The 20,464-nt window shown below is 38.3% G+C and carries 26 protein-coding genes; all 26 read right to left on the reverse strand.

Going from position 1 to position 20,464, the window contains the following annotated elements:
• Positions 1-5: 5 nt before the first annotated feature.
• Positions 6-173: a hypothetical protein gene (locus tag ACZ449_RS01300; protein ID WP_464256704.1), complete on the reverse strand. Its 168-nt coding sequence runs from the start codon at positions 171-173 to the stop codon at positions 6-8.
• Positions 166-2,031 carry an NAD-dependent DNA ligase LigA gene (gene ligA / locus ACZ449_RS01305; RefSeq protein WP_464256705.1) on the reverse strand — a complete coding sequence of 622 codons (1,866 nt, stop codon included), beginning with the start codon at positions 2,029-2,031 and terminating at the stop codon, positions 166-168. The genes ACZ449_RS01300 and ligA overlap by 8 nt, the downstream gene beginning before the upstream one ends.
• On the reverse strand, positions 2,028-2,435 hold the full coding sequence (locus ACZ449_RS01310) for a hypothetical protein (protein ID WP_464256706.1): 408 nt from the start codon (positions 2,433-2,435) through the stop codon (positions 2,028-2,030). The genes ligA and ACZ449_RS01310 overlap by 4 nt, the downstream gene beginning before the upstream one ends.
• A complete protein-coding gene (locus ACZ449_RS01315; RefSeq protein ID WP_464256707.1) occupies positions 2,432-2,773 on the reverse strand; it encodes a hypothetical protein in 342 nt (113 codons plus the stop codon). Before ACZ449_RS01315 ends, ACZ449_RS01310 begins: the two co-directional genes overlap by 4 nt.
• A 258-nt stretch (positions 2,774-3,031) precedes the next feature.
• Positions 3,032-3,562 carry a 4Fe-4S cluster-binding domain-containing protein gene (locus ACZ449_RS01320; protein WP_464256708.1) on the reverse strand — a complete coding sequence of 177 codons (531 nt, stop codon included), beginning with the start codon at positions 3,560-3,562 and terminating at the stop codon, positions 3,032-3,034.
• Between the two features lie 19 nt (positions 3,563-3,581).
• The gene (locus ACZ449_RS01325) at positions 3,582-3,821 is read right to left on the reverse strand and encodes a hypothetical protein (RefSeq protein WP_464256709.1); all 240 of its coding nucleotides are present in this window, start codon (positions 3,819-3,821) and stop codon (positions 3,582-3,584) included.
• A gap of 12 nt (positions 3,822-3,833) precedes the next feature.
• Entirely contained in the window at positions 3,834-3,998 is a 165-nt protein-coding gene (locus ACZ449_RS01330) for a hypothetical protein (RefSeq protein WP_464256710.1), read from the reverse strand.
• Positions 3,999-4,287: 289 nt separating this feature from the next.
• A complete protein-coding gene (gene nrdD / locus ACZ449_RS01335; protein ID WP_464256893.1) occupies positions 4,288-5,751 on the reverse strand; it encodes an anaerobic ribonucleoside-triphosphate reductase in 1,464 nt (487 codons plus the stop codon).
• Between the two features lie 204 nt (positions 5,752-5,955).
• Positions 5,956-6,567, reverse strand: a complete 612-nt coding sequence (locus ACZ449_RS01340; RefSeq protein WP_464256711.1) for a GIY-YIG nuclease family protein — start codon at positions 6,565-6,567, stop codon at positions 5,956-5,958.
• Positions 6,568-6,732: 165 nt separating this feature from the next.
• The gene (gene nrdD / locus ACZ449_RS01345) at positions 6,733-7,665 is read right to left on the reverse strand and encodes an anaerobic ribonucleoside-triphosphate reductase (protein WP_464256712.1); all 933 of its coding nucleotides are present in this window, start codon (positions 7,663-7,665) and stop codon (positions 6,733-6,735) included.
• Between the two features lie 91 nt (positions 7,666-7,756).
• On the reverse strand, positions 7,757-8,413 hold the full coding sequence (locus tag ACZ449_RS01350) for a hypothetical protein (RefSeq protein WP_464256713.1): 657 nt from the start codon (positions 8,411-8,413) through the stop codon (positions 7,757-7,759).
• Between the two features lie 109 nt (positions 8,414-8,522).
• Positions 8,523-8,798 (reverse strand): HU family DNA-binding protein, encoded by a 276-nt coding sequence (locus ACZ449_RS01355; RefSeq protein WP_464256714.1) that lies wholly within the window; start codon positions 8,796-8,798, stop codon positions 8,523-8,525.
• A 127-nt stretch (positions 8,799-8,925) separates the two neighbouring features.
• Positions 8,926-9,273: a hypothetical protein gene (locus tag ACZ449_RS01360; protein ID WP_464256715.1), complete on the reverse strand. Its 348-nt coding sequence runs from the start codon at positions 9,271-9,273 to the stop codon at positions 8,926-8,928.
• A 21-nt stretch (positions 9,274-9,294) separates the two neighbouring features.
• On the reverse strand, positions 9,295-9,732 hold the full coding sequence (locus ACZ449_RS01365) for a hypothetical protein (RefSeq protein WP_464256716.1): 438 nt from the start codon (positions 9,730-9,732) through the stop codon (positions 9,295-9,297).
• Positions 9,686-10,240 (reverse strand): hypothetical protein, encoded by a 555-nt coding sequence (locus ACZ449_RS01370; RefSeq protein ID WP_464256717.1) that lies wholly within the window; start codon positions 10,238-10,240, stop codon positions 9,686-9,688. The genes ACZ449_RS01365 and ACZ449_RS01370 overlap by 47 nt, the downstream gene beginning before the upstream one ends.
• The gene (locus ACZ449_RS01375) at positions 10,237-11,412 is read right to left on the reverse strand and encodes a toprim domain-containing protein (protein ID WP_464256718.1); all 1,176 of its coding nucleotides are present in this window, start codon (positions 11,410-11,412) and stop codon (positions 10,237-10,239) included. Before ACZ449_RS01375 ends, ACZ449_RS01370 begins: the two co-directional genes overlap by 4 nt.
• 212 nt (positions 11,413-11,624) lie before the next feature.
• Entirely contained in the window at positions 11,625-11,984 is a 360-nt protein-coding gene (locus tag ACZ449_RS01380) for a hypothetical protein (protein WP_464256719.1), read from the reverse strand.
• 134 nt (positions 11,985-12,118) lie between these two features.
• Positions 12,119-12,721: a host-nuclease inhibitor Gam family protein gene (locus ACZ449_RS01385; RefSeq protein WP_464256720.1), complete on the reverse strand. Its 603-nt coding sequence runs from the start codon at positions 12,719-12,721 to the stop codon at positions 12,119-12,121.
• Positions 12,722-12,733: 12 nt separating this feature from the next.
• Positions 12,734-13,222, reverse strand: a complete 489-nt coding sequence (locus tag ACZ449_RS01390) for a hypothetical protein (protein WP_464256721.1) — start codon at positions 13,220-13,222, stop codon at positions 12,734-12,736.
• Positions 13,223-13,245: 23 nt separating this feature from the next.
• Positions 13,246-14,058 (reverse strand): N-6 DNA methylase, encoded by an 813-nt coding sequence (locus ACZ449_RS01395; protein ID WP_464256722.1) that lies wholly within the window; start codon positions 14,056-14,058, stop codon positions 13,246-13,248.
• Between the two features lie 35 nt (positions 14,059-14,093).
• Positions 14,094-14,468 (reverse strand): hypothetical protein, encoded by a 375-nt coding sequence (locus tag ACZ449_RS01400; RefSeq protein WP_464256723.1) that lies wholly within the window; start codon positions 14,466-14,468, stop codon positions 14,094-14,096.
• 88 nt (positions 14,469-14,556) lie between these two features.
• Positions 14,557-15,225, reverse strand: a complete 669-nt coding sequence (locus ACZ449_RS01405) for a hypothetical protein (RefSeq protein WP_464256724.1) — start codon at positions 15,223-15,225, stop codon at positions 14,557-14,559.
• 186 nt (positions 15,226-15,411) lie between these two features.
• Entirely contained in the window at positions 15,412-16,494 is a 1,083-nt protein-coding gene (locus tag ACZ449_RS01410; protein WP_464256725.1) for a hypothetical protein, read from the reverse strand.
• Positions 16,495-16,503: 9 nt separating this feature from the next.
• Positions 16,504-18,369, reverse strand: coding sequence for an SNF2-related protein (locus tag ACZ449_RS01415; RefSeq protein ID WP_464256726.1), 1,866 nt, complete (start codon positions 18,367-18,369; stop codon positions 16,504-16,506).
• 49 nt (positions 18,370-18,418) lie between these two features.
• Positions 18,419-18,979: a sigma-70 RNA polymerase sigma factor region 4 domain-containing protein gene (locus ACZ449_RS01420; RefSeq protein ID WP_464256727.1), complete on the reverse strand. Its 561-nt coding sequence runs from the start codon at positions 18,977-18,979 to the stop codon at positions 18,419-18,421.
• Positions 18,980-19,131: 152 nt separating this feature from the next.
• On the reverse strand, positions 19,132-20,442 hold the full coding sequence (locus ACZ449_RS01425; RefSeq protein WP_464256728.1) for a hypothetical protein: 1,311 nt from the start codon (positions 20,440-20,442) through the stop codon (positions 19,132-19,134).
• Positions 20,443-20,464: the final 22 nt, after the last annotated feature.

Consider the following 20,464-nt stretch of genomic DNA (forward strand, 5'->3'; position numbering starts at 1 on the left):
GTTTATTATTCAATTGGTGTTACGTCATCGACTTCAGCGCTACCTTTGCAGTATGCAGCATTCGTTGGTAGATCGCCTTGTAGTGCTTTTTCATTAGCCTGTACTTCGTTATCTGCTTCGATATCAACGGCGCCCTGCATCATATAGGAAATCATTACACTATATTTAGGCATTGATTAATTCCTCCAGCTCGCTTTCGTTAATCACACGAACACCAAGCTCCTGGGCTTTAGTAAGCTTTGATCCGGAGTCTTCGCCACAGAGGACGGCATCCGTCTTCTTGCTGACGCTGCCGGATACCTTATGGCCGGCGGATTTGATTAGGTTATCGTAGTAGCTGCGCGGCTGAGATAGTGTACCGGTGATGACAATGGTCAAGACCTTGTCGATAATTTTCTTCTTCTGCGCTGCAACGGGCTCTACCCATTTGCGAAGAGCAGGGAGCAGAACTTGATTGCTGATAAGCGCATTGACAATAGTGGGGCCGATACCTTCGATCTGACTGATTCGAGGACATCCCTTGTTGATGTCGTCAAAGATCTCCTCATAAGATCCAAGCGTTGCGGCAATGTCTTCTGATGCTTTGCGACCGACTTGCATGATGCCTAATGCATAAAGGAAACGTTTAAGTTCTGTCTGGCGCGAATTTTGAATTGCTTTATAGAGTTTCATAGCAGAACGACCTGCAAAACCAGGTAACTCCTGTATTGCAGTCATTGGAAGGTAGAATATTTCAAATGGATGTTTAACTCCTGCTGCAATCATTTTAGCTGCGGTCTCTTCAGACAGCCCTTCAATATCTAATACGTCACGTTTAGCAATGTGACAAATAGCGCTTAACAGCTTGCCTTTGCAATTATTATTCACACAAAAATGTTGATCTTTAATCGTATGTAGAGGGCTACCACACTCATCGCAGACTAATGGGGCTTCAAATTTCTTTGAGGGATCGTAGTTGCGGGACTCCACGATGTCAGGAATAACATCGTTTGAACGGATTACAAACACATCGCAGCCTTGAGATAATCCAATCTCATTCATAACACCAATGTTATGCAGGGTGACACGTTCAATAGTGGCGCCACCAATTTCGATCGGCGCTATAATAGCTACCGGAGTAATTTTCTCACGACCAACTTGCCATACTACATCGAGTAAGGTAGTCCAGGCCCCCTTTGAAGGCCATTTCCAAGCACAGGCATTTTTCGGATGATGCCCAGTCTCTCCAAATACAGCAGCTGCATTAGGGATATTGCTTTTAATAACCAAGCCATCGATTTCATAACCAAGATTCTCACGATCGAAATCAGCAACAAATTGCATAGCTTCTTCGATGGTGTCCTTAGTGTATTCGAAAAATGGAGTAGTATTAAAGCCACAAGCGGTTAATTCAGCAAGCTGTTCTGTTTCAGGCCGAGGATCGCCAACTAGATTATATGCGTAATAAGATACGCCTTCTACTTTATTGGCATCTTTATTCCGGAGTGTACCAGCGACAGCATTACGCGGATTTTTGAAAAGGTCTTCGCCGCGAGCTGCTTTCTTACGATTAACGGCGCCATAACTAACGATATCCATAATGGCTTCCATGCGCACAGGATACTTGCTATGTACAAAGTTAAGGCCAGGAATGCGTTTAACATTTTCTGTTATTACCTCACCGGTAATTGAATCGCCTCTTGTCACAGCTTGCGCCGTAGGATACAGTACAACGGTAAGTCCATCAAACTTTGGTTCAATAACGCCGGGAGCTAACCTAATAAGTTCTGCTCGCAATGCATCCATGGTATTAACTTTAGACAGAGAGCGGATCGGCTGCCAGTGATTAAACTTTGCAAATTTTCCGCTGGCCTTACCAGGCACATAATCGTACTCTTTTTGGCCAGTAATTGATAAATAATAATCTTTGCAGGTATCGTATACTGCATCAGCTACGCTAGGGTTGTCATTGTTATAGTATTCTTCGTCCCACTTATCAAGTTGGGCTTTCATTCCACCTATGCCCAATTTCCTAAATTCAATTAATATCATTTTGCACCTCGTTTATTCACATATTCTTCGAAGTCCATAGTAACGTCGAAGTCTTCAAGCACCCAAAGCCCTTCACTAATTTTAGTACAATAAACGCTTACAGACCCTTTAAAATAATCACCTACGATTACTTCGATGATATCAGCCAAGTCATCATCACAGCAGCCAAGCAGCCCCGCTTGTAAAAATGCTTGTTCTTCTTCGTCGGTCAGTGAATCATAATCTATCAAAACACGACCGGTGTCTTCGATAGCTCTAAGATCGCAATTTAAGCTTTTAATAATTTGTTTACCAGTTTTATTATAGACATAACGTACGATCATCTCTTTAAGTGTTTCCTGATTTAGATGAAACTTTACATGCGTAGGATTAAGGAACTTAATCTTTTGCTTCAGACTGTTCATGCCGCACCTCCAAACATTGCTTTATGTGTTAATGCATACGCATATTTTTTGCCGCCAATTTCAATGCTGCCTCGTAAATTAGGACCAATCTTTCTATAAAGCTCTTCCAGTACAGGCTGATATACTATCCGCGGATATACATTTAACATAGCTTTGTGTAGTGTCGAATAATAAAGCATAGAATCGACTTTATGATTTTCTACATACTCTTTTAAAGCAGCACCAATCATTTGCGTGTGTGGATTATTCCCGGTGCTTACAAAACCCGAGATTGCTGCCACTTCTTTTTGTAGCAGATAATGTTCAGAGTCGAAAACCTGTTTATAATACTTATACATATTTATCTCCTCTCTGTGTTTTTTAATCGTTTCATGTAAGAGTAAGCATTTTTATCAGATATCCCATACTTTGCACCGATTTGCTTATAAGTCATGGTCTTTTTAAGCCGGATCATTTCTTTAACATCATCGGATGTAATTTTGCATTTGGTATGCTGTTCGATAAACCGTTTGCTTTTTCCCTTTTGAATAATATCGAATGCGATATCGGGATCAACTTCATTAAATATCGAAACTAATAGAGCGGAATAGCTGTCATCATATATCGTTAACAATATAATTCTTTATCATACTTTTTCGTAAATCTCCGTTGCTCCACATGTCTTTAGTTTTGATAAATCTTTGATTAGTAGATCCTCTAAAACCCGATACGTCGCGCAAACTTTTAACGAACGGTCCATCGACTAGAATATCTATATATTTTAAGCATTCTATCCGAGCAATTTCCCAGGGCTTGTCAAGAATTTGTTCCAGAGTTCTGCCGGTAAATACCATTGTGTGCTTTTTAAGTTCGAGCAAAGATTCTAAAAGAATCATAGTGCCATGTGCGTTATCTATATGTAGCGGATCACCGCCACTGATTGTAATCCCAGATATCATAGGATTAGTTCTAATTTCGTGTTTGATTCTGGCCAGAGTATTTAAAGTTAATAGCTCACCTTGATTAAAGATCCAGCTGTCTTGGTTTTGACAATCTTCACAACCCAGATCGCAGCCGGCCACATATATTGCATAGCGTATGCCAGGACCGTCGGCACACGTTTCTCTGAAAGTGCGTAAAATTCTCATTCAAACCTCCGTTTATGTATTAGTATTGTCCCGTCTCTACTGTGCGAACAATAGCGTTAGCATTCAGATAGCTAACAAGAGTATGATGTTCAATAGGATCGGCGCCAACAACAGCAATAAAAACACTTCCGTCTTCTTCAAAGCCTGAAGCAATAAAGCTTTTAATTTTGCCTTGCTGAGCCGTTTCTAGTAACACTTTAAGCGTTTCTACAACGCTGGATTTTCTGATCGGAATTATTTTTGGTGTTTTATTATCCATAATGTAATCCTCCTAGACTTCTTCTTCTTTTTTGAGCTCATGATACAGTATTCCTATCTGTAAGAGAGTATCTTTCAATCTCTCCGGTCTGCTAATAACGACGCCCATTTTTACTAGTTGGCCTTTGATTAGCTTAGTAGATTCATCTACAAATTTTTTCTGATGCGGAGGGAACATAATTTTTTCTCCTCTGTATAATATATTAACCGACTTGCTAACCGATGTAAAGCTAAACTTAACAAGTTAGCAAGTAAAAATGCCAGCCCCCGTTTTATTTACGGAAGCCAGCATTGTATTAGTCTTTCCAATCAGTTTTAAAATTTTTCCTGGACCAAGCTACTAGCGTATCGTGCTGGTGACAATTTTTGAGAGTTGGTGCTGGCGGTGTGCTGTTATAGTAATGACACATACCACAATTGGCATGAGTAAAGTTAAAAGGATTGCTTTTAACTATAAAAGTGGACAGCTATGATGCTTGATTAGCTGTTCCATAGTCACTTGCTAACATATTATGCTTTAGTCTGTCACGTTTTTCCGCCAATTTGTGTGACGACCACCGCGATTCACAATCACCTACGAGATAGCCCGTTATTCTAGCCAATGAATGTACCATCTCCGCTTCGCCACAAATAGGGCAAGCGCCTTCAAAGGTCCCTTCATAACCACATACGAGACATTTTTTGATTTCATGATTAATAGCACCGTATCCGGTATCCGAGTAAAACATCTGACGAATCAGCATAGCAAATGCTAAGACGTTTTTCTTTGCTTCGGCATCCATCTCTACGTAGAGTATGTGACCAGCATTAGTATACTTATGATATTCAGATTCGATTCTGATTTTTTCAAAAGCGGTAATGGGATAATAAACTGGAATATGACACGAGTTTGTGTAGTATTCACGGTCTGTTACACCTTCAATTATACCAAACTTTTTACGGTCTATAGCAACAAACCTACCAGATAATCCTTCGGCCGGCGTTGCTAATAAACTAAAGTTAAGATTGTATTTCTCGGTGCATTTATTACAGAAGTGACGCATCGAACTAACGATTTCAATGCCGAGTTTATGAGCTCGTTTAGACTGGCCGTGATGCTCACCAATAAGCATAACAAGAGTTTCCGCTAAGCCGATGAAACCAATAGATAGTGTTCCGTGTTTGATCACTTCTTCGACCGGGTCATTAGGGCTAAGTTCGGCTCCCCCTTTCCAGAGGTTTTGCCCAAACAAGAACGGGAACTGTTTTGCTTTTCGTTTTCCCTGGAATTTGAATCGAGCATAGAGTTGTTCTGCCGCAAGAGATAACAATTCGTCTAGGCTAGTGTTAAATAACTCAATAGACATGGACTCTACATTACTTTTAAATTTAGTGTAGCCATGAGAAATAATTTCTTTCTCGAAGAATTGCTCTGCAGCTTGCTTAGCCTTAATAGCTAAGCGTACCATGTTAACTGTCGTAAAGCTAATGTTACCACGAGACATCGATGTCTTTGGTCCAAAGATATCATCGAAAATTCTTGTGCGGCAGCCCATCGTGCAAACTTCATGTCGCCATCTTTCGGAATCATCAAAACGCCATTGATCATGTCTATTAAATGTGGCATCAAGGAATTCGAAGTTCGGAAACAAGCGACGAGCGCTTACTTTGCAAGCTTTTAAAAATAAATCAAAATTGGGTGCGGTGAATTCCATTTCGCCGGCCATAGCCTTATCCCAATTCAGGATAGCTTTCTGCCAGTCACTTTCACTGAAATTAATACCGTCTTTAACTTTTAAGATCTGTATGGGGAAGATAAAGGTTTCTCCATTATCACCAACACCACGATTAGTTACTTCAAGAAGAGCATCCATAACTATACGAGCTTCAGTACTTGTATCGGTACCGTAGTTGATACTCGAAAATACTACTTGAGCACCCAGGGTTGTTATCGTACCGGCTTTTTATCCGATACTTCCGGAGCTTTTGCTCATTGGTTATCGACCAGTCATTTCTGGTCCGGCTCAGCATACATTTTTACCTACCAAATCGCTGCATTTGCGATCAATGTTTTTAACATTGCCTCACATGGTTTAGGTTAGCGGAGACTCGTGGGTGTTAGCACTTATGCGCTAACAGAATCAAATGATTCAGTATTATATTCTGCATAAACCGTATCTTCTTTTAGCTTCATTAATTGTTCTGTTACAAACACCCAAATCAGAAGCTATATCCTTAATTTTCATTTTCTTGTTTAAATATAGGTCAATCATGATTTCTTCGGTGACGATTGAAGTTCTGTTTGGTAATTTTAAAGTTTTCTTTCGTCGTTCAATATCATGTTTATCCAAAATAGCAAATATAGATTTGTGATTAATATTGTATTTTAAACCAATTTCTCTAGCAGAAAAGCCGTTTAAATATTCTTCTATTACTTCGTTCTCTTGCATTGCATCAAGCTTTGGTCGCTTTCTCCATTTAGCTCCGCCTGGAGATAAATTGTATCCATTTGGATGCAATGCTTTATAAGATTCGATATAATATTCTTCTTTGGCGTTCAGTTCTTCATATGTCTCAATATTTGTTTCTAAAATCTCGTAAAAGAAATTTTCTTTACCATAAGAACTGATGGCTCTAGTTATTAAATGACTTTGGCTGCTTGATTTTTTACAATGTTGGTTAAATCTAACTTGTGCTAATCTGATTGTTTGACCAATATAAATCTTAGAATTGATTTTGTTTTTAATAATATAAATCGTACCGTTCATATAACCACCTCGAAAAACATCGTGTTATTAAAAACAATTTATGCAGTTTCAACTCCTATGCGTTACGGTTCCGATAGTTTGTTAATCCCATCAGTTACCTCGATGTTAGCTTGCGCTTTCGCGGTTAGCCTTCTTCGAATTTCCCCACTCGTTGCCCGCATATTTCTATGCGGCGAGGCAGTTTTGTTTACCTCTTGAATGCATTGATACCATATTATGTAAAAAAGCTTCCATTGCTTGATAAGTTTCTTCTTTAGTTGCGGCCAATGCTTTGCTGTAAACCTTAGGATAAAATACTTCGATTGCTTTATTATCTATGTAGATACTATCGATAGCAAGATCAAAGTCTTTTTCGTATAAGAATTCATAAGCATCAACAAAGTGCATCTTGAAGCTTTTACGAACATAGATAGCCATAGCGAAATCAAAGTTACCGAATGCTTGGCCACCGTGTTGCTCATTTTGGTTACTCTGTAAAACAATAGCAGCTAACTGCGCTGCTGTCCGAATTGATTTTGGTTCACGGACAGAACCATCGCTATTGTTAAAGCCTCCACGTAAGACCTCGATCAAATCGATCATTGTGCAGGTTTCAGAGCCAGTTGGGTAGTAATCCAAATCGTGGGCATGGATTCTCCCTACACGATGAGCCTGAGCATGCTCTGGATTCATTAAATAATCAAGTGTATACTCTTTTGTAGTTTCACTTGCAAATTTCATCATCATGCCGGCGGGTGTGGCTGCGTTGATGTTTGCGTTATCGCGGTTGACATCGTTAACAGCTACTTCTACAATTTCATTAAAAGTTTTGATTTGATGTGAGGATTTTACACGGTCCTTATCGCGACGATCGCGATAGACAATATATTTTTTTGCTGTACTTACATATTTGCTTTTCATCAGTTGATCTTCGACATGTTCTTGAATCTGATTAATCGTGAGTTCGTCTGGTAATAATGAAACTGATTCAGCTACAGCTTCACAAAAGGTAGGTTTTACTTCTTCGCCAGCAGCAAGCGCTGCTGCTTGAATTGCATTGACAATCTTTTGACCATCAAAAGCCATTTTACGGCCATCACGTTTTACGACAGTTAGCATGATCTGCCTCCTCTTTTTAGAATGTCATAGCATAGTACCGCAGAAAGACTATGCTATTTTATCTGAAGTGAAAAGAGGATTATAGAAAAAATTAAGCGAGCTTTTTCTGTTGTGCCTCAAACAGATAGTCAATAACATATCTGGCCCAGCCTTCAAACTTATAATAGTTATCTACTAAGTCCTGCAACGTCATCCAAGAACCTTCTAACACATTGTATTCTTTGATTTTTACATACCTAGCTGTAACAGCAAAGGCAAAGCCTAAATGATCTTTTGTAGGACTACTTAAGTCTCTGACATACCCTAAAAACCTTGTCGGTACTTTTTTCCGTTTGATGAACACTTCTTCATTAAGCTCGCGTTCAAAAGATTTCATGATGATATCCCGTGTGCCATCTATGGGATTAATATGACCACCGAAGCCAAGGCTCAAGGTGTTTTTGAGGCGTTCCTCTCCAGCGATTCGACGTGATACATAGAATTTAGTACCTGTCACATCTTGAATTAGCACATAAGGAATAAGTTGCTGTAAAGTTGGATCGTACTCAGCGTCGCTACGCAAGATAAATTTCCCCTTAGCATCCCATTGCCGTAAGGTTAACAAGTCAGCATCACAAAGTATTTCTTTATAATTCTCTGTGAACCTATCATCAATATGTAGAGTTTCGTTTAATGGAACAGCAAACACCTGTTCATTGCCATATTTAGCTTCCAGCTGCTTCTTTAAAAACGGATCTTTTTGGTACATGTTTTTACTCCTTGTAAAAGCCTAGTGGATAAGAAAGGGCGGGAGTTACCGCCCTTATCTTGCTAGATCCATTCTTCTTCCACTAGAAATTTGCCTCTTTCGATTTCCATTACGCGTTCACAGCCTCTTTTAAGCATTTACCAGCCTTGAACGTTGGATTTTTCGATGCAGCAATAGTAATTTCAGCACCGGTCTGAGGGTTACGGCCCTTACGCTCATCACGAGTTTTTACTTCGAACGTGCCAAAACCAATCAATTGTACAGCTTCATTATCAACCAATGCATCGCTAATACTGCCAAGCATATGGGTAATTACTTTTTCTACATCCTTTTGAGTCATATCAGCTTTCTGGGCTACTACCTTTACTAAATCAGTTTTGTTCATATTAATCATCAACCTTTTCTTTTATTTTTTGTTTGCCATATTATTTCTGAAGACATGTTACCACATCTTCTTCTTTGATGGCTAGCTTTTTGTTAGCCTCGACAATCATATTACTGACTGTAGAGGTTTATTTCACAAAAGGAGCTCGTATTAAATCATGAGTTTTTTTCCTGTTAAGACATCGTAAATGACACAGCTCACATTGATATGCATCTAACCCTACTATGTTCAAATTTTCTTGAACATAATGGCATTTAAGGGCAGCGTTGCTATGTTTGATCTTTTTGTTTGGATCAGAAGGTTGTCTGTAATAGTCAATAACACATTTTATAATGACGTTATTATTTAACATCAACATGCCTTGTCCACTTTTTTTGATATTCAAAGACTCATGAGTGCCAGCAAGAACTTTTTCCCAATCTCTTTCTTCGAGATTTCCTATTCGTCTTGAAAGCATTAGAGTTATTAGATCCATGTTATCCTCCTTATGCGAGGCTTAATCTTGTAGCGGAACTGCTGGGATATCGTCCCAGCACGATTCGCAGTAAGCTTTTTTTGTGCCCATGTCGTGAGTTGCACAGCCTTCGCAAATAATTATTCCACAAGCAGAGCATTTAATAGCTTCTGCTTCAAAAATTTTTGTTTTGCAGCTAGAACATTCGACATATGCATCATCGCTTTTTACGGTCTCGTCGAGTTTGTCGGCAACAACCGGTTTTGTTATTTCTTTAATCTTTTCTGAGATATCAGCCAAGGTTCTTTGTGGTCGTACTTCCGGTTGACTTACATTTGCCGCTTGCGAGCTTATAGCAGCGACTTTATTGTTCGAGCATAGGTAACAGTCATGCACCACTATCTTGATAGCAGGAGACATGCTAGTTGCCATTTCAAATACTTTGCAAATTGAAGTTAGATCGCAACCATGACAAATCATTTTCTACTTCCTTTCTCATAGGGACAGCAACCGCAATTTTGAAATCAACTTGTCCTGCAGGAGAACTAGGACTTACAAAAAGTTTAACCCTCACCCTGGCGTAATGCGTTGTTTCAGCAAGTTCACCGGAATTACTGATTCCACTTAATGTTCCTTTTTTCATCCGAGAAGTTGCGGCTTGAATGTAATTATGCTCATTCATTAATTGATAAGGTGTCCATAAACCATCTACACAGTAAGAACATTCAATTGTCAAGTGATGTTCAAGATGAGGCGGAATGCTTGCAATTAGTTTTGCTTCAAAAAGTGCTTGAATATTTTCATTGCTATCGCGGTTATACCAAAACAATGCTTCAGCTACAGCTTCAGTGCCGCAATTAACATACCCATCTTCGAACCTTAATGATGGCAGTCGAGCTTTGTTTTCGGGGGACCACTGAGACATATAAGTATCTGAATTTGAAAGATTTCTAAGATTACCAATATAACGTTCGATTAAACAACTCATAGCTCTAACCCTACCCTGCTTTTTACAAAGTTTTTCATTACGACTAATTCATTTTCAGTTTGAATGCTGTTAATGATCTTTTTAATCGAGGGATAGAGTTTCATTCTAAGTTCGTTCATTTTCGCATCATACTGTGTTATGATATCTTTCATTTGATACTGCCAGTAAGTCATCGAGTTATCTTGAATATATGATTCTACATCATCCTTAAGCATATTAGATAAGTCGGCCATATCCATGCCGGTTGGTAAGAGTAAAACCTTGGAGTATATATCCATCTCTGCTAACATATCGATGGATCGTCTGATGGATTTTTCACCGGCATCATCACCATCCATACAAAAACATGGTATTTTATCCATGTTTTTGATGGCCTCGGCATGCTCCTGAGTAAATGATGTACCGAGCGGAGCCATCAAGTTTTTAACTCCGTATTTCTTACCTAAGATTACATCCAAGGTGCCTTCCGTAATCCGGATCTCTTCAAAATCGCTATCATACAAATGTATGCCATAAAAATAAGTACTCTTGTTAAACCATTCAGATGTAGGAGAGTTTATGTACTTCGGATTTTTTTCATTATGGCAGCCAATCTTTCGATTGGAAAATCCTATTATTTGACGATAACGATCGGGTAGCGGGAAACTAATACGTTTCTCATAATTGAAGCCTATTAGCCATTCTTTGAGGTCTTTATCGTCAAGACCTCGACCATGCAGATATTCGCGAACTGGCTCTAATAAATTAGCAGCGTATGCATTTGCTTGCCGCCGTAAATGCTGATACACTTTTGAATGTTTTTCTTCTTCAAGCTTAATTCCGGCTTTATCAGCTAAATACTCAATGGCTTCGCGCCAGTTCATTTTCTTATTGGCACCCTTATAATCCGACCTCCATTGAATATAAGCAAAACAATCACTGCCGTAATTTTTAAATTTAGAGCTTTTCTTTCCTTGATGGCAGCCCATACATGCCCAGGACCAAGTATGTTTTCCGCTCTTTTCTTTATTTCTGAATATGCGGAAGCTTGGAGTAAAATCATTGTGGTCAGGATGTGGACAACGGCTTTGCCATGTATTAGGGCCGGCCGGAGTAACTTCAACGTGCTCTTCCACTATTTTGAGTAGATTAGTAGCATCTTTTATTTTTGCAATGAAATTCTGAGAAAACACATGAGAAATCTCCCCTCTCATCTACCGTATAAACAGTGAAAATTTTTATCTGCGTTTGATATTACATTGTTCAGCTTCTGCTTCAAGCACTATTTTCTTAGCTTTTAGTATTTCGCATACAGGACAATCGCCACAGGTACATTCTCCATTAAATTCCTTTACCATGGTAACTATCTCTAGTGCTTTTTTCAGTAATGGATATTCTTCCACTTTTAATCGTTGCTCGCTTCTATTTCGATAGTAGGGTTTTCACCAATGTGAGCAGTAAGTTCTTCTCCACTCATGCTTTCTGCTATACGCAGAGCATGTTCTGCACTCTCAGCATCGATGTAAGCCGTGTAAGACAGTGTTACGGCAACCGGATAAAAAGAACTAGTAGAGAGTTTTATTTTTAAACTAGAAACTTCATGTTCGCATTTTGGACAGTCATAAAGATACTCTCCGACAAGATCTTCATCTAATTCTTGTATGCCTTCATCGAAATGTTTTGCAGTAAACTCATTCCATTCTTTAACAGAAGAAGTTTGATTGCATGAAGGGCATAAGCCTAACATCGGTGTTCCTTTTTTCAAAACAGTCACCTCTTTTTTTGAAATCTGGGAAAAAAGTTAAAATCCCATTTTCTCGCAAAATTTTTTTTAAAATTTGAAACCCCTATAGGTATTTTTAGCAGAGATACAGATATCAATGAAGCATAATATTCATGTTACTTCACCTCGAAACTATCGTTTTGTGGAGTAACGACAATTCCAGGAATTACTTTGCCAGCCACAAAGAATTGTCCTTCTTTAGCCTCGCCGGCCTTCTTAAGATCGACTTTATTGATTTGAGGTTTTTGTTTCACATAATCAGGTAGATCGACCTGAAGGAAAGCTAGCAGCACTTCGTCGTCATAATCGAATTTATCGGGTTGTTTACGGAAACCAAGGGTTCCCTCAACTAACTTGATAGACTTCTTACTGGAGCCTTCTAGCTGACGTTTGGCAAATTCCTGGAGCAGCCCAACAAGACGGGCTTCAGCGCTTAGTAACGGAGTTAGCTCCCCAACTTGCCATTTTTCTACTTTGTTTTTATGCGATTCAATTGAATTGCTGGCCGTTTGATTAACGACTTCCATTTTCTCACGAATCGTATGTAAGTTTTTAGCTACATAATTAGCATGATCCATATCTTTTATGGAATAAGTGTCATCAATTTTATCAAGACCTAATTCGATGATTTCTTGTTCATCGATAGATTCTTGCAGACTTTGAAGAAACGAGCTTTGAATAGCAAATTCTTCTGCTGTTTCTAATGCTATTTCTGACATGATTTTGCCTCCTTAAAATATATCTGAGAATCTGTCTAAGTCAATTTCAGTTGTCGTAGTCATCGAAGTGGTTGCATCGGCCCATTCTTGAAGGCTACTGATTTCTGGATCTATTTTGTTCAATTCTTCTTTTAAAGTTTGAATAATATCATAAGGATCGTTTTGGAGCGCTAATATCTGTCGAACATCATCAACCCCAATTACTGTACGGCCGCCAATATAGTTAAGTTCCACTATGATAGATTCTTCATTATCAATACCTGGTCGAAATTTTCGATCTTTTTCTGGATCAGCAGAATGGCGATTAAATGGAATACCCTCTTCAATCAAAAACCATTCTATTCTGTCGAGTTTATTTAAAGCAATATCCATACCCGAAAGAGTTAAAATATCTAATTCTTGATCAAACACAGAACGAGCTTCGCTAAAAACTTCTTCTAGCAATCCTAGCGTTTCTGCGGTAACGCATTGACGCGGAATAGATATTGAGACATATGGCATAACTATCACCTCTTTTTCTGTTGTTAACTAACTTGCTTTTTCTTTCTAGGCTTTTTAACTGGCACTATAATTTCTGGAAGCTTATCGGGATAGACTTTCTGTTCGATTAAGCTATTGGCCTGCGTGACAACTGGTTTAGCTGTTAAGCATTTAAGTGGAGCTATTGCCCATGGTACGTACAAATGCATATGTATCATACATCCCATTAAAACGGTATGCCCAATATCTTGTCCGTATAAATTAATCGAATGGTTACTAGCTGCCAATAACATATTTCCTGTGCCAATGCAAGGATCATATACACTGGCCGATATGTCTTTTAACTCACGCAGTTGCATTTCGGCCATCATGACAGTTATCTGCATAGGAGTAGCAAAGAAACCATGGGCATCTTTCATACTTTTGCTAGAATTCTCTTCAATAAGATCTGTAAAATATGGCCAAGGCGCTTCTAACATTAAAGGCAAAGCCTTTCTGAGATTAATTTCCCAGCGTCGTAGCTCTTCGTCTTGAGCAGTTTTCCATAGATCTTCATTTGATTGGTTGAAGCTATAAAGTACAAATGATAAGAATTTCTCTAAACTACCCATGTATATAACACAATCATTTAACAGCTTAGCAACTGTTTTGCGCTGCAGAGTGCCGGCTGATGCCATCCAATCAATTTTTGGGATAGTAGTGTTAGGAACTTCATCCTTAAAGTAATTAGGCACCCACCAGCGGGTTCGGCCAATAAACTTATCTTCTAATCCTGAAAAAAGTGGTATTAAAAAGCCAGAAGAAAAATACTCGTCTTTTGTCATATTGTCTTTGTATATTTCTTTTTTCGTAGACATAATTGCCTCCGTTTTTTCTTAGTAAGCAAGCGATGTTATACCTGTTTCGAAACAAATTGTCGCACTGCATGAAGCTGCACACAAGGCAGGTAAGTTAATGCATGGCGAAATTCACGAGAGACTTCAGAAAGCATGATCTTCTCTACTTCAGCGTGTTTGCACCGATAATCTTTTATGAATTGCGCATTGCCCATTTGGCTTTCGATATCTTCAGGAGCGATATTCCGCCGGTGAAGTAATAAGCTCTCAAGGTACTTGAATTTTTCAGTATATGATTTCAAATACTTCTCGACAGCATATTCGTCTGCTTGACCAAAATAAGCTTTAACAATATGAGCGCAATCGGAGTTAATACGCTCTTGTACAGTGGATATCGTGGAAGTATTTTGAACCCATGTTAAATAATCCATAGGTTTCCTCCTTAGTTAACAAGTAAAAGGACATGCTAAGTGAGTTCGCATCAATAGTTTACTTCACTTAACATGTTTTCGCAATAGGTTAATTTGATATTATCCAGGATATAAGACTTGGATTTTGTTTAATCACTAATAACATTCCATGCGCAAACTCATCGACAATAGCTTCTTCATCAGAACCTTCTATCTCAAAACAGCGATAATTACGTATAGCATGGCCGATTCGATACAACAAGGCCTGTTGCATTTTCTGCGTTCCAATATCTTTAGTAATTACGATAGTTTGAAGATTATGATCTATATCGCTAGTCCATTCAATAGTGTCATTCAAAATTGGTTCTGTAGTTATTTCAATCGAATAGTCAAATAGGCCTACTCTTACGGTGGTCGGCATTTCCTTAGTTTCTGGCAATTGTAGGCTGTCTTCATCAGATTCCTGTATGAACCAATTCATCAAACCGGGATTGTTTTTAATCACAGACAGTACGCCTGTAGCAAATTCATCGATTATACTATCTGCTTTTGCCTTAAGTAATTGAAAGGATCGATAGTCATGAATGCCATGGCTAATTTCATGCATTACGACCTGCTGACGTTTTTGAAAACCACGTTCCTTTAAAATTCGAATGGTTTGATCTTGATAATTAATAACTCCCGAACATTCCCGGTTTTTAGCAACAAGCGGTTTTATACTATATCGTAAAGAGTAAATATACGGCCCGATTATTACTGATTCAGGCATTTCTGCCACAAGAATTTCCCCTTACTCAGCTTTTACTGTAAATTTTTTATCTGACGTGTGTGAAGGCAGTTAGATGGATATCGTTGTATGGTAACGAACGTTGTCGATCTGACAACATGCAATTGCATTTTTGCCAAACAATCGTTTAAGCCATTGTTCCCAAATACGCTTCACAATATCACCTCCTCATAAAACTTAATAAAATGCATAAATAAAATCAATTATAATTTTCTCTATGTTGTTAACTTCATAATATGGAATCCTTAACAGCGGGATTTGTTTAAATCGACAATATCTTGTTTTCTTGGCGTCATTTACTTGACGTTGTCTAAAATGCTTCTCTCCACCCCAATGTGTAATAGGTTCAAAATGTTGTATTCCATCGAACTCGATCAAAAAAAATACACAGTTGCCAAGAAACACTATAAAATCAAACGGAAGTGGAATTTTATTTTTGCAATCTTGAAATTTGAATTGAGCTTTATGTTTTAATCCAAGCGTACTTAAACATTGTTCTATTTTCTTTTCGCCTTTTGAAGATGCACAATTTGGACACCCTGTTGCGCCAGTTAATAATTGATCGGGTCTTACTTCCCATTCGTGGCCACAAATTTTGTGCCTATGAAGAATTTTAACATCATAGAGTTTATATTCTTCTAATGGTTCGTATTCCGTATTTGCCATTTGAGATAAATACCATTCATGAGTAAAAGTCCTGGCTGTCATAGCACATACAGGGCAGCCGTGCCCACTTAAAATCCATCGTGGTTCCGGATTCCATTCATGCCCGCATTTTTTATGACGGTGTGGCGTAGGAGTATTAGAATTTATGTATTGTCCCAAAATCTCGTACTCAGAGCTGGCTAGTAGCCGTACATACTCTTCGTGGGTTCTTCTTACACTTTTACCTTTATCTACACATCCCGGGCAATAGGAAAGCTCGTGGATACCATGTGGCCTAGCCTTCCATGTGTGACCGCATATTTTATGGCGGTGAAGAATTTTAATATTGTTTCCTTGATATTTCTCTAGGACTTCATATTCCGTATCGTCAAGTTCCTGAACGTATTGTTCATGTGATTTTAGACGAGAACATTTAGGACATTTTAAATCTCGTAATATGGCGTTTGGATATGTGCGCCATTCGTAGCCACACACAGTATGTTTATGCATCGTGAGTGTCTTATTTCCAGTATACTGCTCAAGAGCCACATACTCGCCACCATGTTTAATATATAGATCAATTATATATTCATCATGTGTTTTTTTGCGAACCATATTATCACCTCAATAATAAGCAGCAGCACCTTTAATCAAATCGTTGTCGTATTTTTCTTTCTTGTTAATTATTTTCATAGCGATATCATCCCAAGAATCATTACTGATAAGTTGATATGCAAACACAGTGTCATGAGCTGAATCGGCTCTTTCTACCCTGCCCATTCTTTGAACTTGAATAGCATATGACTCTGCCGGTTCCATCTCAATTACATATTTGCATTTTGAGAGGTTTATTCCTTCAGCTCCGGCATCACTCATGAGTAAGATTTTATACTCATCAGTATCGCGGAACTTGTCATATACTTCTTGGTGGCGACGTTTGTCGTCAAGCTTGCCATTAACATAGGCGATCTTAAGGCCTTTAAATATACTACCAGAATGTTTAGCTTCCTTCTCAATTCGAGCCGTGATAATATCTTGCATTCTAGCAAATCGACTAAATACGCAAGCTTTCTCATCGGATTCCAGGATCTCTTCCAAAAGGTTGATGAGCAGATCCATTTTATTGTCATTAGAATCAGTAACGTAGCTTTTAGCCATTTCGGAATCGCTTAATCTAAGTAAGTCTTCCGAGTCGGTCAGTTCTTGAGCAAATGTTTGTCGAGCCAATATATTTGCCTGAATCTTTAATATTTCTGGATCATAGGCTGCTTGTGTGTCAGTCATATTAACAGATAATTGTTCTTCTTTTTCCTTGAGCTCTTTGATCTCTTCCATTAATCGTTCGGTCATCTCAGCCTGAGCTGGTTCAAGATCACAATAACGCTGCATAACAACAAGCGACGGCAGTTGCTTAGATATTTCCTCTTTGGTTTTAACAATCATGAATGGCGAAATCTTCTCATTTAACAGCTTTTCGTTTTTACCGCCAACTACTCGGCCCCTGCCAGCCCATTTTAAGAATATGCGATCGAAATCGCCTTTCTTAGGAAATACAGCTGGATTGATAAATTTAAAGATACCGTATATATCACGCGGATCACGCTGGATCGGTGTTGCAGTAGCGCCAGCTTTAAATTTAGCGTCTGCGAATTCACACAAAGATTTAGATCTATCGGTTTCAGAACTTTTGATATAATGAATTTCGTCCACAAAGAAAAACTCGGGTTTGATTCGATGAAGTTCAGAGCGCACCTTAGCATCATTAAGGGTTTCGTAGTTCATGACAAGTAAATCTGCATTTTCAAACTGCCCTTTAAACAACTGTTTAGCATCTTGTTTTAAGCTTACAATTTCATTTTCAAGTTCCGTAATTAATTTTTTGCTATCAGGCTTTTGTAGCAGACGTTTTATTTTTGCCTCTCGACGCGCTATCTTAGCCCTTGTAGACGCGGTTATGTCTTTTGATGTCTGAATAATAACAGGCTTGAGGTTTGAGAACTTTTCTACTTCTTTTGCCCATTGAGTTTTTAGTGATGCTTTTACAACAACAACACCTTGCCCCTTGATTATACCATGTTTTACCGCTTCTAAGTATAGGCCAATACCGATGGGAGTCTTGCCGCTGCCACACGGCAAAATAAGAAGCGAATTAAAAGTATCAAGACCGAACTTCATAGTTTCTTTCTGATACGCATATGGTGGTAACTTCATATCATTACCGAGATCATCATAATTTTGCACGTTTTTATGCTGGGTAGAAATTATAGCAGCCGGAGTTTTCTTCTTCGGCATAGCTTCATCGATCAATGCTTGCAGTATACGATATTGTTGTTCTTTAAATGTCCAAGCATTTCGTGTAAAGTCATACTTTTTATCCATGATCGAACCAACGATTTTCATATAAGGATTAAACTGCTTTTTTGTGCCAGCAAAACTAACTGCGTAAGAATACCCATTAAGTGCATCGGGAATTTTTTCAACTTTTATCAATACGGAGTCTCCTTTCTGCCTACTTATATAATAGCATATGCCATTTGAGTTATTGTAATACCAAACGAGCCGTACTATTACTTAAACGAATCATCGATATATAAGAAAAAGCGTTTACAGCATTTGCTGCAATCAATGTATATATAACAGTCTGAGGAATAGCTCCTAAATGTTTTAAAAAATGTTTCATCACTTTAGTGGTTAGCATATCTTCCTTGAATGCATCAGCTACTTTTTGGTCGTCCATTTCTTTGTCCTTCATACACTTAATATAGCAGCATGTGGCTTCAATATCAATATTACCTTTTTTCAATTGATTTGCGGCAAATCTTTGAAAACCGGAAATAAACGTATGAAGATAACGACACACCCTAGATTCTGGAATATTAAGTATATGAGCACTGTCTTCCATGTCCTTACCTAAAAGATGATGAAGATAAATTTCTTGTGTAAAGGGATCGGATTCATTTATATATTTGTGTGCCATCTCAATGAATGCATATTTAGAGACAACTGGCTCTGTATGGCCCGACGCTTCAAAGACTTCTGCAAGTTTATAATCTTGAAGCTCAATGTGATTTGATTCACGAAGTCCATCGTTTAACAACATATAAGTATCTCCCTTTCTAGGCTTAGCATCCTTGCTAAAGCTTCCTGCGACACTTGTTAATCTCCTTTTAGTCAGTAGGGTATTTTTCTATAGAAAATCCCCTCCCCTTTCTGATAAATACGACATCAGCTAAAGAGAAGAGGATTTGCTAACTACTTTAGATTGGGTGGAAACTTATCTTCTGGTTTAAAGTTAATGATTTCATCCGACGCGTCTTCTACTGCCTTCCAAATTGACTTTTTCAGGCGTGCATTAATCAATGCTTCAGACTTCTCAAATTTAGGGCGCATCACATACTCGTCTAATAAACCAGATATAACACCCAACAAAATATCCATACGGCCTTGAGCATTGATAAGAACGGCTTCGTTGTATTCGCAAAGCAGTTTTACTTCATGTTCATATTGCTGTATTTTTATTTTATGATTACGCAAGTTCTCTTTTGTCTGTTCGTACTCTGAGCGCATGTTATCATATTCAGTACCCAGTTTCATAAAAGCTTCATAACTACGACGAGTTGCTTCTTCGTCTACTTGAAGTTGCTGTAACTCTTCGACATGTTTTTGGAGCAGAACCAACGTATCCGATATTGAGTGTTTAATTGTTTGAGCATTTGTGATCACTGAATTTGTTTGTAACCCATGCATATTAATGGGTTGCTTTTGAAAAGATTCAATTAAACAATTTTGAGAATCTGTCGGTTTTTCTAATGTAGATTGTACTATAGGACTATCGTCCCTGTCCAGACTTTTGTTGGTATTTTCGCCAGATTCTTTAAATTTTATTTGATAATCTTCTGTTTTCGCTAGAATACTCTCTGTTTCGACATTTTTCCTCTTTTTACGTTCAAGTTTAGGCTTGATCCGGACAGTTTTTTGAACAGATTCTTCTAAAACTTTGGATAGAGTATCCGGATCAAGTGCTAAATGATAAAAGTTATTATAAGCTCTTGCTTTAACAAGTATTTGTTTAGATATTAAGAAATCTAAGCGTTGTTCAGTGTCCTCCACTGTTGTGACTGTCAAGTCAGCTAAATCGCTAACTTTAATAGGAGTCCACCATTTTTTTGCTCCGTCACCCGCCAAAAGATTGCATAACTTAAGTATTTTAGATATTTTTGCATATGTGTCAAGAGAACTGGTATCCTTAATGAATTGAACTTCTTTTTCGTTAAGCCAAAAAAATTGTTTTGCTGTTAACCCATGATCTATTTTTTCTTGTTCGTCGTTAACCCATCGAAAATGATAAGGCTTAAATCTACTAGCGAAATGTTCGTCGACTTCATAGAGGATATGAGGATGTTCTTTAACAGCTTCAAGGAGCTTAACAGTATATATTTGGCTAACATTAAATAGTTTCGGCACGTCTCGGCTGCCGATTGATACCCAATTTTTTGTATCTTTCGTGTTTTCTCGAATATAACTTATAATCATATCCGTTTCATCTTTTAAGGGTCTCGCCATTTTGCGCCCTCCCCCGTGTGGT

The organism is Desulfosporomusa polytropa (assembly GCF_055380075.1).